General features: G+C 69.9%; 11 protein-coding genes and 1 pseudogene. 7 read left to right on the top strand and 5 right to left on the bottom strand.

What is annotated here, in order from left to right; translation table 11 throughout:
* Window positions 1-177: 177 nt before the first annotated feature.
* From AAHG03_RS26810 to AAHG03_RS26800, 3 genes are all read right to left on the bottom strand, one after another.
* Window positions 178-687, bottom strand: coding sequence for a ferritin-like domain-containing protein (locus AAHG03_RS26810; RefSeq protein ID WP_342154888.1), 510 nt, complete (start codon window positions 685-687; stop codon window positions 178-180).
* A 95-nt stretch (window positions 688-782) separates the two neighbouring features.
* Window positions 783-1640 (bottom strand): manganese catalase family protein, encoded by an 858-nt coding sequence (locus tag AAHG03_RS26805; protein WP_342154886.1) that lies wholly within the window; start codon window positions 1638-1640, stop codon window positions 783-785.
* Window positions 1641-1842: 202 nt separating this feature from the next.
* The gene (locus tag AAHG03_RS26800) at window positions 1843-4695 is read right to left on the bottom strand and encodes an EAL domain-containing protein (protein ID WP_342154884.1); all 2853 of its coding nucleotides are present in this window, start codon (window positions 4693-4695) and stop codon (window positions 1843-1845) included.
* A 189-nt stretch (window positions 4696-4884) separates the two neighbouring features.
* Here AAHG03_RS26800 and AAHG03_RS26795 point away from each other — a divergent pair, with 189 nt between their 5' ends.
* Both AAHG03_RS26795 and AAHG03_RS26790 read left to right on the top strand, forming a co-directional pair.
* Window positions 4885-5247 carry a cupredoxin domain-containing protein gene (locus AAHG03_RS26795; RefSeq protein WP_342154882.1) on the top strand — a complete coding sequence of 121 codons (363 nt, stop codon included), beginning with the start codon at window positions 4885-4887 and terminating at the stop codon, window positions 5245-5247.
* A 113-nt stretch (window positions 5248-5360) separates the two neighbouring features.
* A complete protein-coding gene (locus tag AAHG03_RS26790; protein WP_342154880.1) occupies window positions 5361-6431 on the top strand; it encodes a cytochrome-c peroxidase in 1071 nt (356 codons plus the stop codon).
* Between the two features lie 36 nt (window positions 6432-6467).
* Here AAHG03_RS26790 and AAHG03_RS26785 read toward each other — a convergent pair whose 3' ends face one another.
* The gene (locus tag AAHG03_RS26785; protein ID WP_342154878.1) at window positions 6468-7541 is read right to left on the bottom strand and encodes a hypothetical protein; all 1074 of its coding nucleotides are present in this window, start codon (window positions 7539-7541) and stop codon (window positions 6468-6470) included.
* A gap of 307 nt (window positions 7542-7848) precedes the next feature.
* Here AAHG03_RS26785 and AAHG03_RS26780 point away from each other — a divergent pair, with 307 nt between their 5' ends.
* Window positions 7849-8010, top strand: coding sequence for a hypothetical protein (locus AAHG03_RS26780; protein WP_342154876.1), 162 nt, complete (start codon window positions 7849-7851; stop codon window positions 8008-8010).
* A gap of 131 nt (window positions 8011-8141) precedes the next feature.
* Here AAHG03_RS26780 and AAHG03_RS26775 read toward each other — a convergent pair whose 3' ends face one another.
* A complete protein-coding gene (locus AAHG03_RS26775) occupies window positions 8142-9506 on the bottom strand; it encodes an RsmB/NOP family class I SAM-dependent RNA methyltransferase (RefSeq protein WP_412759806.1) in 1365 nt (454 codons plus the stop codon).
* Window positions 9507-9602: 96 nt separating this feature from the next.
* On the opposite strand from AAHG03_RS26775, the gene AAHG03_RS26770 reads away from it, so the two are divergent.
* The 4 genes and pseudogenes from AAHG03_RS26770 to AAHG03_RS26755 form a co-directional block, all read left to right on the top strand.
* Window positions 9603-9809: a DUF1674 domain-containing protein gene (locus AAHG03_RS26770; RefSeq protein WP_412759805.1), complete on the top strand. Its 207-nt coding sequence runs from the start codon at window positions 9603-9605 to the stop codon at window positions 9807-9809.
* A gap of 102 nt (window positions 9810-9911) precedes the next feature.
* Window positions 9912-11540 carry an inorganic phosphate transporter gene (locus tag AAHG03_RS26765; RefSeq protein ID WP_342154872.1) on the top strand — a complete coding sequence of 543 codons (1629 nt, stop codon included), beginning with the start codon at window positions 9912-9914 and terminating at the stop codon, window positions 11538-11540.
* Window positions 11541-12599 carry a CorA family divalent cation transporter gene (locus AAHG03_RS26760; RefSeq protein WP_342154870.1) on the top strand — a complete coding sequence of 353 codons (1059 nt, stop codon included), beginning with the start codon at window positions 11541-11543 and terminating at the stop codon, window positions 12597-12599. It begins immediately after the preceding gene.
* Window positions 12600-12812: 213 nt separating this feature from the next.
* Window positions 12813-12923: pseudogene (locus AAHG03_RS26755) on the top strand (ISAs1 family transposase); the annotation flags it as partial.

Below are 12923 nucleotides of genomic sequence, written 5' to 3'. Positions count from 1 at the left end.
GAACGAAAAGGCCCGCGCTTACACAGCGCGGGCCTTTTGCCGTTCGGGCGTCCCGTCATCGGCGGCGCGGCTTCTCCGAAAAATGCGGAGCCCTGGATTGCTTCGGCTTCGCCTCGCAATGACGGGGAGAGTTACAGGGCCCCTCCCCTCTTCTTCCGTCGAGCAACCGAAAAAGAATCAGCGGTCGGCGCGTTCGCCGGCGACCGTGAGGTCGACGTAGCGGCGGGTGGTCGGTTCGATGAGCGTGCGGACGCGCTGGGCCATGGCTTCCTCCTCCTGCAGCGACTGGCGGAAGCCGGTGAGGCTGGCGCCCTGGCCGGCGGCGTCGCCGATGGCGAGGAGGGAGTGGTAGGCCGCGATTTCGAAGTTCTCGAAGGCGTAGTTGGCAAAGGTGTTCTTCAGGATCTCGTCCTGGGCCGGGGTGTGGCCGAGCGCCATCATGTTGCCGACGAAGCCCAGAAAGCCCTCCTTGATGGCGGAAGGGCTGTCGCCCAGCGATTGCAGCGCCTCTTCCAGGCGGGTGCGCTGGCCGTGGGTCTCCTCGATGTGGCGGCGCAGAGCCTCCTCCATCTCGGGGTAGTTCTGGAGCCGCTCGACCTGGCGCTCCATGATCTGGAGGGCCTGCATTTCGAGGGCGTGGGTGTTCTTGAGGGCAGTGACGTAGATGTCGCGGGCGTCGAGGGCCATGGTGGTGTCTCCCGTTCGTTGCGTCGAGGTGGCGACGCCTCCGGCCGCCCCGGGGCGGGAGCCCGGGACGGCCGGAGGCGTCGCGAAAGGAAGGGTCAGCCGATCTGCTGGGTCTCGGCGCCGCTGTCGGGGCGGGCCGGGCCGAGGACGGGCTCCTGGCCCATCGGCTCGGCTTGGTAGACGTTGAACTCGCCCTTGCCGTCGATCGAGCAGCCTTGCGTCCAGCGACCCTCGGGCGGCGGGGTGCCGTCGCGGCTCGTGGCAAAGAAGCTGTAATTGTAGGTCTGGTTCTCTTCCGCCTGCGGGAAGCTGTTGGGGATCGGCAGCGCGCCTTCCGTGCCGCCGAGTTCCTCGATCACCGCGAGCCATTGCTGCTGGTGCATGGTGTCGCGGGCGATGAGGAAGGACCACATATCCTTCATGCCGGGATCGTTGGTGGCGTTGGACAGGCGCACGGCCAGCGTCCGCCCGGTCGCCTCGGCGGCGACGTTGCAGTACATATCGGCCGCGATGTTGCCGCTGGCGTAGATGTGGTTCATGTCGAACGGCACGCCGTCGGAATTGCCCGGAAACGCCGCCATCCCGGACGAGAGCAGGTGCTTGTGCAGCATCCCCTCCGCGATGTGGCGCGGGTTCTCGCCGCCCATCACGGCGCCGACGATGGCGTCGGCCGCGCCCGCCTCCTGCACCTTGGTCGGCGCGTTCTCGAGGTTCATCGCGACCGCGGTCGCCAGCATCTCGATATGGCCGATCTCCTCCGTCGCGGTGTGGAGGAGCATGTCGCGATACTTGGTGTTGGGCGCGCGATTGCCCCAGGCCTGAAAGAAGTACTGCATGCAGACGCGGATTTCGCCTTCGACGCCGCCGATCGCCTGTTGCAGCATGCGGGCATAGACCGGGTCCGGGCTGTCCACCCGCACCGGATATTGCAGACGCTTGTCGTGATAGTACACCGGGCGCGATTCCTCGGCTCAGCTCAGCGGAAGCGCAGCGGCCGGAGGGCCGCGACGGTTTCGATGGCGGGGAAATCGCTCGAATCGCGGATTGTTCAGAAGAAGATGCTTTGACCGACGCCGCAGAACATATGTTGTTCTTGGGCGACGGATCGATTTAACTTAGGTTGAGCCCGGCTTCATCAAGCTCAAGCTCGACTCATCAGGCCGCCTTGAGGCGCAACCGCTCGAACTGCGCGTGGATCGCCGTCGCCGGGACGGGGCGGCTGAACAGGTAGCCCTGCGCCTCATCGCAGCCTTCCAGGCGCAGTTGCTCCATCTGCGCCTCGGTCTCGATGCCCTCCGCCGTCACCGTCATGCCGAGACTGCGGCCGAGGCCGACCACCGAGCGGACGATGAGCCGCGAATTGCCGGTGACGTCGAGGTTGCGGACAAACGACTGGTCGATCTTGATTTTGTCGAAGGGGAAGCTCTGCAGGTAGCTGAGCGAGGAATAACCGGTGCCGAAATCGTCCATGGCGACGCGCACGCCGAGACGCTTGAGGGTGTGCAGGGTGGCGAGCGTCGCCACGTTGTCGGTGAGCAGCACCGATTCGGTGATCTCCAGTTCGAGGCGGTAGGCCGGCAGCCCGCTCTCGGTCAGCGCCTCCATCACGGCGCGCACCACCGCGGCGTTGCGGAACTGCGCCGCCGAGACGTTGACCGCGACGGCGACGCCGCTCGGCCAGGACGCGGCCTCGCGGCAGGCGCGGCGCAGCACCCACTCGCCGATGGCGCCGATCGTGCCGGTCTCCTCGGCCAGCGGAATGAACTCCGCGGGCGAGACGTAGCCGCGCTCAGGATGCTTCCAGCGCAGCAGCGCCTCGCAGGAGGCGACGCGCCCATGGGTGAGGCTGACGATGGGCTGGAAAAACAGTTCGAACTCGCCGTTGGCGACGGCCTGCTTGAGATCGTTCTCCAGGGCGCGGCGCTTGCGCAGTTCGAGGTCCATCTCCTCGTCGAAGAACGACCAGCCGCCGCGTCCGCCGCCCTTGGCGCGGTAGAGGGCGAGGTCGGCGCATTTGAGCAGGGCCTCGGGGTTCGAGCCGTGCTCGGGGGCGAGCGAGATGCCGACGCTGACGCCGACCGAGACGACGTGACCGTCGAGGATGAAGGGCTCCTCGAAGATGCGGATCAGGCGGTCGGCGAGCGCCACGGCGTCGTCGCGCAGGCGCGAGCCGGACTGGACGATGGCGAACTCGTCGCCACCGAGGCGGGCCAGCAGGTCGCTCTCGCGCAGGCAGGCCTGGAGCCGCTCGGCCACGCCCTTGAGGAGCGCGTCGCCGACCGGATGGCCGAAGCTGTCGTTGACTTCCTTGAAGCGGTCGAGGTCGAGGCAGAGCACGGCAAAGCCCCGGCCTTCGTCGAGGCGGGCGGCGGCCTCCTCCAGGCGCTCGGCGAACACCATGCGGTTGGCGAGCCCCGTCAGGGCGTCGCGCCGGGCCATGGTAATGATGCGCGCCTCCGCCTCGAAGCGCTGGGTGACGTCCTCGTAGGTCGCGATCCAGCCGCCCTCGGCGGTCGATTGCTGGCGCACCGAGACGATGAAGTCGCCGCGGATCGAGCGGCACAGGGCACCGCTTTGGCCCGCGCGTAAAAATTCCTCCTGTTCCAGCAGCAGATCGAGGGCACGAGTGTCGTCGAAGGCCGCGCCCGCCGCGACGACGGTCGCCATGGCGCGCAGGCTCATGCCGGGATGCAGGGCGCCGGGCTCGATCCCGAACATATCGCAGAAGCGGCGGTTGTGGACGAGGAGCCCCCCGTCCGCATCGAACAGGCACAGGCCCTGGAGCATGTTGCCCAGCGCCGCGTCGAGCTGGAGGTTGCTGCGCTTGAGCTGGTCCTCCTGCTGCTTGAGGCGAGAGATGTCGGAGCAGACGGCGACGAAGCCGCCGTCGCGGGTCGGGCTGCGGCTGAGGCGCAGCCAGCGTCCGTCGGAGTTCTTCCGCTCGACCGCCGAGGTGCCGTGGGCCCACATGGCCAGCAGCGCGTCGGCGACGACCGAGCCGTGGGCATCGGCCAATCGCAGCGACGCGACCTCCACCGGATCGAGACCGAGCAGCGCGGCGAAGCGGTCGTTGGCCATGACGATGCGGCCGGCGGCGTCGGCGACGACGATGCCCTCGCTCGACCCCTGGACCGCGTCGGCGAGCAACCCTTGCGCCGAGCGGCGCTGGGCCACCTCCTCTTGCATCATCGCGGCGATGTTGCCGCGCATCCCGTCCATGGCGCGCAGCAGGGCGCCGAACTCGTCGGCGCCGCCGTCGGGCACCGGCACGGCGAGATCGCCCGCGGCGATGCGGGTCGCGGCGGCGGAGGCCTCGGCCACCGGCCGCACGATCCGGCGCGACAGCAGCCACGCGACGGCGCCCGAGAGCAGGATGGCGAACAGGGTGGCGGCGATGCTGAGCCGCACGTCGCGGGCGACGAGGGCGCGGGCCGCCTGACGGTAGGAGAAGCCGTCGCCCGCGGTGAAGTTGATGAGCAGGTCGATATGCTGCTCCGCCGCCTTGGCATGCGCGTCGAGGGCCTGCCAGACATCGGCCGTCTGCACCCCGGCGCCGAACTCGCGGCGGGCGGCGAGCCAGTAGGTCACCGCCTCCTTGGCGGAAGCGGCTTCCGCGGCGGCGCGGGCCGATTGCGCGCGCTCGGCGGCGATCCCGAGATCCTCCTCGAAGGTCTCCACCAGGGAAGCAATGCGGGTCTCCTGGGCCTGCCGCTCGCCCGGTTCGGTCGCGAGCCGCGCGCGTGCCACCGCCGCCTGGATCGCCGCGAAGTCGGCCGCGGCGGCGCGGGCGTAATTGATCGACATCAGCGAGCGGTCGTAGGTCTTGTCGACGAGTTGGCCCGTGGTGGCGATGCCGAGCGCCGCGTAGCCGCCGAGCAGGGCGGTGATCGCGCTCAGCATCAGGAAAGCGAGGAGGATGCGGCCGCGGATGGTCCCGCCGATGCGCAGCAGCGCGCGGGAAGCGGCGCGCCAGCGGGCGAAACGTATCGGGGTCCGGAGGGCAGTCATCGGCTCGTGGGGTACTCCGCCCCGTGACATTCCCCCACATTCGTTAAGGTAATGTCCACTCGGACACGCTGGCCCCTTCGCCCCCCGCGCTTCGGCGCCCCACTCACGTTAAGGTGAGAGCAACCAGCGATCGCTAGGTTGTGGCTCGGGTCGGCGCGAGGGCGCCCCCCGACTTCGGGACATCAGCGCATGCCTCACGCGGGCCGGACTCGGCTGAAACGACTCGCGGCCGGCGGCGTGCTGGCCGGATGCCTCCTCGGCGCGGGCGCGGTCTCGCTGGCGGCGGTCGGGCAGGTCGCCCAGCGCGTCACCCAGAAGGGCCGCGCCTTCGCCCCCGGCGCGGTCGCGCTCAACGCCGGAGAGAAGGTCGAAATCGTCAACGACGACGGCGAACTCGTGCATCACGCCTATCTCGACCATCCGGACTTCAACTTCGACATCGGCGAGCAGGCGCCGGGCAGCCGGAGCGTCGTGGCGTTCCCGACCAAGGGCAGCTTCACGGTCCTGTGCGGCATCCATCCCAAGATGAAGCTCGCCGTCACGGTGAAGTGATCGAACGGAGAAGTGATCGAACGGAGAAGTGAACGCGCCGCCGCGGAAACACAGTCCGGCGAATTCATCATTCGAAAACTATCAAGCGATAACGTCCGGCCCCAGAGGTTCGGATGGCGACGAGAACGGCAAAGGCGGCGGTCCACGCGGCGGCGGTCCTGATGGGCATCATGGGATGCGCCTGGGCGGTCGGCGTCGCGGGTGAGGCCGACCGGACCGCACGGCTGGCCGAGTACCGGCGACCGGACGCGATCCCCTTCCCCGAGGACAATCCCTACAGCCGGGCCAAGGCCGAACTCGGCCGCGCGCTGTTCTTCGACACCGCCCTGTCGCGCGACGAGAGCCGGGCCTGCGCCACCTGCCATCTGCCCGCGCAGGACTGGACCGACGATAAGCCGCGGGCGATGCGCAACGACGACGGGCCGATGGCGGTGCGCACGCCGACGCTGCTCGACGTCGCCTGGATCGAGCGCAGCCTCGGTTGGGACGGACGCTTCCGCGATCTCGAATCGGTCGCCATCGTGCCGCTCACGGCGCGCACCAACATGAACATGCCGGAGACGCTCCTGGTCGAGCGCCTGAACGCGATGCCGGCCTATTCGGAAGCGTTCCGCTCCGCTTTCCCGGAGGCCGCGGACGAGGCGCGTCCGGTCACGCGGCTGCGGATCGAGCAGGCGCTCGCCACCTTCCAGCGCCTGATCGTGGCGGGCCCCGCCCCGTTCGACGCCTGGGTCGCGGGCGAGACCGGTGCCGTGAGCCCGGCGGCCAAGCGCGGCTTCGACCTGTTCACCGGCAAGGCCGGCTGCGACGCCTGCCATTCCGGCCACAGTTTCACCGACGGCTCGTTCCACGACATCGGCACGGCGTCCGGCGACGACATCGGCCGGGGCCGGTTCTTCCCGAACTCGACGGCGCTCCGCTACGCCTTCAAGACGCCGACGCTGCGCAATGTCGCCCGCCGCCCGCCCTACATGCACGACGGCGCGCACAAGGACCTCGCCGAGGTGGTCGAGCTTTACGACAAGGGCGGCATCGACCGCCCGAGCCGCTCCCGCGACATCCGCCCCTTGAACCTGTCGGCGGGGGAGAAGGCCGACCTGATCGCCTTCCTCGAAACCCTGACCGATGCCGGCGCCGACGGCCCGGCGCACAGGCCGATCACGGAAGAGCCGCCGCGCCCGTAGGGCACGACGGCTCTTTTCGGATCCTGCGTCGGGCGTTCAGATCACCGGCACGCCGCTCGCCACCTTCGCGGCGTCGTAGAGGTCGCCGTACATCACGCTGTGGGCGAGGTAGTAGACGCCGAGGAAGGCCGTCAGCGCGCCGACATAGTAGACCGGGGCGAGGACCGCGTCGCGGCGGGTGGCCGGCACCCGGGCGTCGTCGGCCGCGATGGCGATCAGCACCGCGATGATGCCCGAATGGCCGATCGCGTCCACCTTGCCGAACTCGAAGATCGCCGAGATGAACACCGCCGCCAGGATGATGGCCGAGGCGCGGCGCACCAGCGGGGTCCAGATCAGGGCGAACGCCAGGGTGAACTCGATCACGCCCGCCGCCCGCATGAAGGTCTCAGGGCTGGCGCCCATGGTCATGGCGGGCTTGGCGGCGAGCAGCGGGTCGGTCCAGTGCGGGTAGGCCCACTTCTCGACGGAGGCCCACATCAGCGTGACGGCGGCGGTGGCGCGCACCACGTCGATCGGCCGGTGGCCGAAGAAGGTGCGGTCGAGGCCGGTCAGGGCGAGGTAGGCGGCGACCCCGAGGAAGACCGGGTAATCGGCGAGATGGAACGCGCCGTAGTTCCAGACGGCGAAGCCGAACAGGAAGACGATGCCGAGCGCGGTGAGCGGCAGCGTCCGCTTCCAGATCAGGCAGCCGGCCATGGCGAGCTGCAGCCACGGGATCCAAGCCGCGTCGGTCTTGAGTTCGGGCGTCAGGATGATGCCGCCGAGGTTCCACACCGAGACGAGGAAGAAGCCGACCACCGCCCGCACGATCAGGCTCGTGTCCTCCCGCAGCCGGGCGGTCACCCGGTCGAGGGCGTTGAGCAGCGCCGTGCCGAAGCCCGTGCCCTCGGCGAGGCACCCGACCATCAGGCAGAGGATGGCCAGCCCCGTCATCAGCTCGAAATCGGTGCAGAGCACTTCGGCGAGGCCGCGGGGCTGGCCCGCCACGTCGAAGGCGCAGAACCATTTGACGTGGGCGCTCGCCGCCCCCGTCCCGAGAACGAGGAGACCCGCGGCCGCTGCAAGCACGACGGGAGAACGCACCCAAACGCTGGACACGAGAGACATGGCGCCGCCGGATCGGAAGGAGAGGATTTCGTTGAGGAAAACCTAACCAAATGCGAACCGTCGCGCTAAGGTTTTGTTGACGGACCTTTCGCGAAGGTTAACGCGCCTGCACCCGCAGGCTGTGCTTTTCGCAGTGCGAAAGCGGCGTCCGGACGGTCGCGCCGGCCTGTGGACAACGGGAATGCCGGGGAGGTCCGAGGGCGCATCCCGCGCGTTGACGATTCGTGAAGCCGGTGTGGGCAAGCCAGGGACGAGACCCTGTCGCGCCGCACGGGCGGCGATTCACCGATTGCACCGGGAACACCGAATGGCCGTGCTCGTCAGCCTCGCCTGCCTGTCCGCAGGGGCCGTCTTCGCGGTCCAGGCGGGCCGCTACCCGGCCTGGACCGCCCGACTGGAGACCGCGGGCGGCATCGCGCTGGTGGCGGGGCTCGCGGTGATCGGAGTGGGGCTGAAGGTTTCGGTTTGAACCGTCGAGCCGTCATTCCGGGGCCGCGCAGCGGAACCCGGAATCCACCCGTGATGCGACGCTGAACAAAGCCGCGCGGCCAGTCGTGGATTCCGGGTTCTCGCCTGCGGCGAGCCCCGGAATGGCGACGGTTACACTCGCCGCCGCAGCAAACTCCCAAAAAATCCGTCGAGCCCCCCTCCCCTGCCCGATCCGCCGCCGAGATGACTCGGCAGGGTGCGCAGATCGCCGTTGGGGTCGATCAGTTCCGCATGGCCCCCGACTCGCTCAGAATCCAGCGGCAAGCGCTCGAACTCACCGTTCCGAGCGAGGAAGTCGGCGATCTGGGTCGGGCCCTCCTCCGGCTCCAGCGAGCAGGTGCAGTAGACGAGCCGCCCGCCCGGAATCGTCAGCCGCGCCGCCTTGTCGAGCAGGCGGCGCTGGAGGCCGGCGAGGCGGATGATGTCGGCCTCGCTCTTGGTCCAGGCGACGTCGGGATGGCGGCGGATCGTGCCGGTCGCCGAGCACGGCGCGTCGAGGAGCACCGCGTCGAACGGCTTGTCCTCCGGCAGATCGAGGGCGTCGGCGGTGACGATTTCCGCCGACAGCTTCAGCCGCTCCAGGTTGCGTTGCAGGCGCTCCAGCCGGGCCGCCGAGCGATCGACGGCGGTGACGTGGGCCCCCGCGGCGGCAACCTGAGCGGTCTTTCCGCCCGGCGCGGCGCAGAGGTCGGCGACCCGCTCGCCCGGTTGCGGCGCCAGCAACCGTACGGGGAGCGCGGCGGCGGCGTCCTGCACCCACCACGCGCCCTCGTCGTAGCCCGGCAACCCGGCCACAGCCTCGCGGCCTTCGAGGCGCAGCGAGCCGAGCGCGAGCCGGCGCCCGCCGAGTTTTTCAGCCCAGGCCTCCGCATCGTCCCGCACGGTCACGTCGAGCGCCGCGCCTTCGAGATGCGCGGCGGCGATCTTTTGGGCAGCTTCCTCGCCGTAGGTGGCGATCCAGCGCTTCGCGAGCCAGTCCGGCGTGTTGCGCGCCAGCGGATCGGACTCGGCGGCGCGGATGTCGTCGCGCTCGCGGACGATTCGGCGGAGCACCGCGTTCACCAGCGGCGCGAGATGCGTGAGCTGCGGATCGGCCTTGGCGAGGCGCACCGAGAGATCGACGGCGGCGTGGTCCGCCACCGCGAGGTCGAGGATCTGGGCCGAGCCGGTCACCAGCAGGGCCAGCAGGTCCGTCTTCTGCGGCAGGCCATCGCGCAGGCGCTCTTCGAGCGCCGCGGTGAGGAAGCCGAGCCGCCGGAAGCTCGCCGTGGCGATGGCGCGGGCGAGCGCGGCGTCGCCCGGCTCCAGGTTCAGGCCGCGCCCGGATTGTGCCAGCGCATCCTCCAGCGCCAGCCCGCGGGCGGGCCCGAGCAGGGTCGCGACGGCGGTGGCCGCCGCGCGCCGCGCCGCGAGGCCGGGGATCGAGGGATCGATGGGCGGCGGGGTCGGGTTGCGATGGGTCGGTCTCGGTGCCACGCTTTCGGCCGTTCTCGGATGCGGAAAAACAAGGGGGGCTCGCCCCGAACCCGACGCACTCCCATCTGAGAGCGGCAGATGCAAGGAAAGACGGATATGAGCGACGACGCGACCGAGCCGCGCGACACCCGGACCTTGAGCCCGGCGGCGCAGCGGGCGCTGACGGAGGCCGCCGAGCGCCGCGCCGCCATCGACGCCCGCGCCGCCGAGATCGCCAAGCAGCCGGAGCGGAAGGGCCGCGGCGGCCTGGAGCCGGTGCGCTACACCGATTGGGAAGTGAAGGGCCTCGCCTCCGACTTCTGAGGCACGGCCCTGGCCGCTTTCCGTCATCAGACTGTCGTAGAGCGCAGGTGAGGCTCCCTACGTGCGGAGATCGACCCTTAATCCGCACGGGGAGAGATCGGCATGGCGGGATCGTCGGTGCAGGGCCTGGGCGTCGCCCAGCCCTCCGCGGAGCGGCGCGGGCGGCCCGACTTGGAGAAGGGCCATCCCCTCCCTCTGCTGATCGCCATCGTGGCGGCGCTCCTCGCAGCGCTCGCCTACGTGGCCTTCAGCATCCACGAGGATGTCGCGGCCACCGGCACCCGCATCACCACCTACCTCCCCTACATCCTGCTGTTCGTGGCGCTCACGATCGCGCTCGGCTTCGAGTTCGTGAACGGCTTCCACGACACCGCCAACGCGGTGGCGACCGTGATCTACACCCACGCGATGCCGCCGGGCGTCGCGGTGGTCTGGTCGGGCTTCTTCAACTTCCTCGGCGTGCTCGTCTCGTCGGGCGCCGTCGCCTTCGGCATCGTCAGTCTGCTGCCGGTGGAGCTGATCCTGCAGGTCGGCTCGGGTGCGGGCTTCGCCATGGTGTTCGCGCTGCTGATCGCCGCGATCCTTTGGAACCTCGGCACCTGGGCGCTCGGCCTGCCGGCCTCCTCCTCGCACACGCTGATCGGCTCGATCATCGGCGTGGGCGCGGCCAATGCGCTGATGCACGGTCGCTCCGGCACTTCGGGCGTCGATTGGTCGAAGGCCACCGAGATCGGCTGGTCTCTGCTGCTCTCGCCGCTGGTCGGCTTCCTCGCCGCGGGCGCCCTGCTGCTGACGCTGCGAACACTCGTAAAGAACCCGGCCCTCTACGCCGAACCCGACGCCAAGGCGCCGCCGCCCCTGTGGATCCGCGGCCTGCTGATCGCGACCTGCACCGGCGTGTCCTTCGCCCACGGCTCCAACGACGGACAGAAGGGCATGGGGCTGATCATGCTGATCCTGATCGGCACGGTGCCGACCGCCTATGCCCTCAACCGGGCGCTGCCGGACTCCTCGGTGGCGCAGTTCCGCCAGACCTCGGAGGCCGCCTCCAAGGTGGTGGCTGCCAAAGCCGCGGGCTACGACATCATCGGCGATCCCCGGCCCGCAGTGACGGCCTACGTCGCCGCGCAGAAGGTCGATGGCGGCACCTACCCGTCGCTCTCGGTGCTGATCCGCCAGATCGGCGAGTCCGTCGAGCGTTACGGCAGCCTCGCGCAGGTGCCGGCTGAGGCCGTCGGCAACACCCGCAACGACATGTACCTCGCCTCCGAAGCGATCCGCTTCCTCATGAAGGACAAGGAGAGCGAGCTGTCCCCGGCGGAGGCCGGCACGCTCAAGGCCTACAAGGGTCATCTCGACGAAGCGACGCGCTTCATTCCGACCTGGGTCAAGGTCGCGGTCGCCGTGGCGCTCGGACTCGGCACGATGGTCGGCTGGAAGCGCATCGTCGTCACCGTCGGCGAGCGCATCGGCAAGACCCACCTGACCTACGCGCAGGGCGCGTCCGCCGAACTCGTGGCCGCCACGACGATCGCGGCGGCCGACCTCTATGGCCTGCCGGTCTCGACCACGCACGTCCTCTCGTCGGGCGTCGCCGGCACCATGGCGGCCAACCGCTCCGGCCTGCAATTCGGGACGCTTCGCGCCCTGGCGCTGGCATGGCTGCTGACGCTGCCCGTGGCGATGCTGCTTGCCGGCACCCTCTACGTGCTGTTCTCCAAGCTGTTCTGAATGCGCTCCGAGACGATGCCGGAGACGCTGAGCATCCTCGCGCCCCTCCTGTGCGAGCCCTCAGTGCCGGGGCTGCTCTGGGCGATGCAGTTCGATGCCGCCGGCCGCGGGCGCGTGTTGGCGCCGGGCGAGCCGGTGCCGGAGCGGCCCGGCGACGGCTTCCTCTGGCTGCACCTTAATCTCGTCGATGCGCGCCTCAGCCCCCTCGTCGCGGAGGGCCGGTTCGGGCCGCCGGAACTCGCGGCGGCGGCCTTCGCCGCCGACCCGCATCAGCGCGTGGCGATCGAGGATGCGCATGTCGGCGGGGTCGTGGCCGACCTCGTCCGGGCGGGCGCGGAGGATCGCCAGCGGCCCGGCCCCGATGCCGCCGGCCGCCTGCATTTCGTGACGGCGGACGACCTCCTCGTCACCGGCCGCCGCCATCCGATCCAGGGCCCCGACGCCGCCCACGATGCCGCCACCGCCGGACGCCGCTTCCCCGCCCCGGCGGCGCTGCTCGAACACCTCGTCGGCGGCGTGGTCGCCGCGATGGCCCGCACGGTCGCCCATCGCGGCGACGAACTCGACGAGATCGAGGACCACATCCTCGATGATGGAATCCGCGACGAGAGCCGCCGCCTCGGGCCGATCCGCCGCGAGGCCGTGCGCCTGCGCCGCCACCTGCTGGGGTTGCGCTCGGTGTTCCACCGCCTCGAACAGGAGGAGGACGAGGGGCTGCCGGAGCCGGTCCTCTCCACCGCCGCCCGGATGTCGCAGCGCCTCGACGCGGTCGAGCGCGACATGCAGGTGCTCGCCGAGCGCAGCCGCCTGCTTCAGGACGAACTCTCGGCCCAACTCGCCCGCGCCTCGAACCGCCAGCTCCACACGCTGTCGATCCTCACCGCCCTTTTTCTGCCGCCGACGCTGGTGACCGGGCTGTTCGGGATGAACACCAAGGGGTTGCCGTTCTCGGAAATGGAGGACGGTTCGACGCTGGCGATGTGTTTGGCCGTCGTCTCGGCGGCGGCGGTGTTTCTGTTGATCCGCCGGATGGGGATCGGGCCGTCCAAGGAGCGGTAGGGGGCGCCGACCGAGCCGCGGGCTTCTCCTCCCCCTTGCGGGGAGGAGGTAGGAGGTGGGGGTGGTGCAGGATGAAGCGCCCCGGTGCCTTCTGACCGACCCCCACCCCTGCCCCCTCCCCTTGCGGGCAGGGCTATCGCATATGGCGGATCGGCGTGCCGATCCGCGTTGAAGGCCATGCGTTGACGCCTCCTTACAGACAGGAGGTGATCGATGCTGGAAGTGCAGGGTTTGTTTTCGGCGGTGCCGGACCCGCGCGCCGCCAACGCGCGCCATCCCCTGGACGAGGTTCTGCTGGTCGCCCTGGCGGCCACGCTGTGCGGC

The organism is Methylorubrum subtropicum (assembly GCF_038442325.1).
Lineage (GTDB): Bacteria > Pseudomonadota > Alphaproteobacteria > Rhizobiales > Beijerinckiaceae > Methylobacterium > Methylobacterium subtropicum.
Note: the sequence above shows the minus strand (reverse complement) of the source record. Positions and strands in the feature narration are given on the sequence as shown.

Coding starts and splice junctions, on each gene's coding strand:
- AAHG03_RS26810 (WP_342154888.1), bottom strand. CDS start 687: ATGGCCCTCGACGCCCGCGACATCTACGTCACTGCCCTCAAGAACACC.
- AAHG03_RS26800 (WP_342154884.1), bottom strand. CDS start 4,695: ATGACTGCCCTCCGGACCCCGATACGTTTCGCCCGCTGGCGCGCCGCT.
- AAHG03_RS26795 (WP_342154882.1), top strand. CDS start 4,885: ATGCCTCACGCGGGCCGGACTCGGCTGAAACGACTCGCGGCCGGCGGC.
- AAHG03_RS26790 (WP_342154880.1), top strand. CDS start 5,361: ATGGCGACGAGAACGGCAAAGGCGGCGGTCCACGCGGCGGCGGTCCTG.
- AAHG03_RS26785 (WP_342154878.1), bottom strand. CDS start 7,541: ATGTCTCTCGTGTCCAGCGTTTGGGTGCGTTCTCCCGTCGTGCTTGCA.
- AAHG03_RS26780 (WP_342154876.1), top strand. CDS start 7,849: ATGGCCGTGCTCGTCAGCCTCGCCTGCCTGTCCGCAGGGGCCGTCTTC.
- AAHG03_RS26770 (WP_412759805.1), top strand. CDS start 9,603: ATGAGCGACGACGCGACCGAGCCGCGCGACACCCGGACCTTGAGCCCG.
- AAHG03_RS26765 (WP_342154872.1), top strand. CDS start 9,912: ATGGCGGGATCGTCGGTGCAGGGCCTGGGCGTCGCCCAGCCCTCCGCG.
- AAHG03_RS26760 (WP_342154870.1), top strand. CDS start 11,541: ATGCGCTCCGAGACGATGCCGGAGACGCTGAGCATCCTCGCGCCCCTC.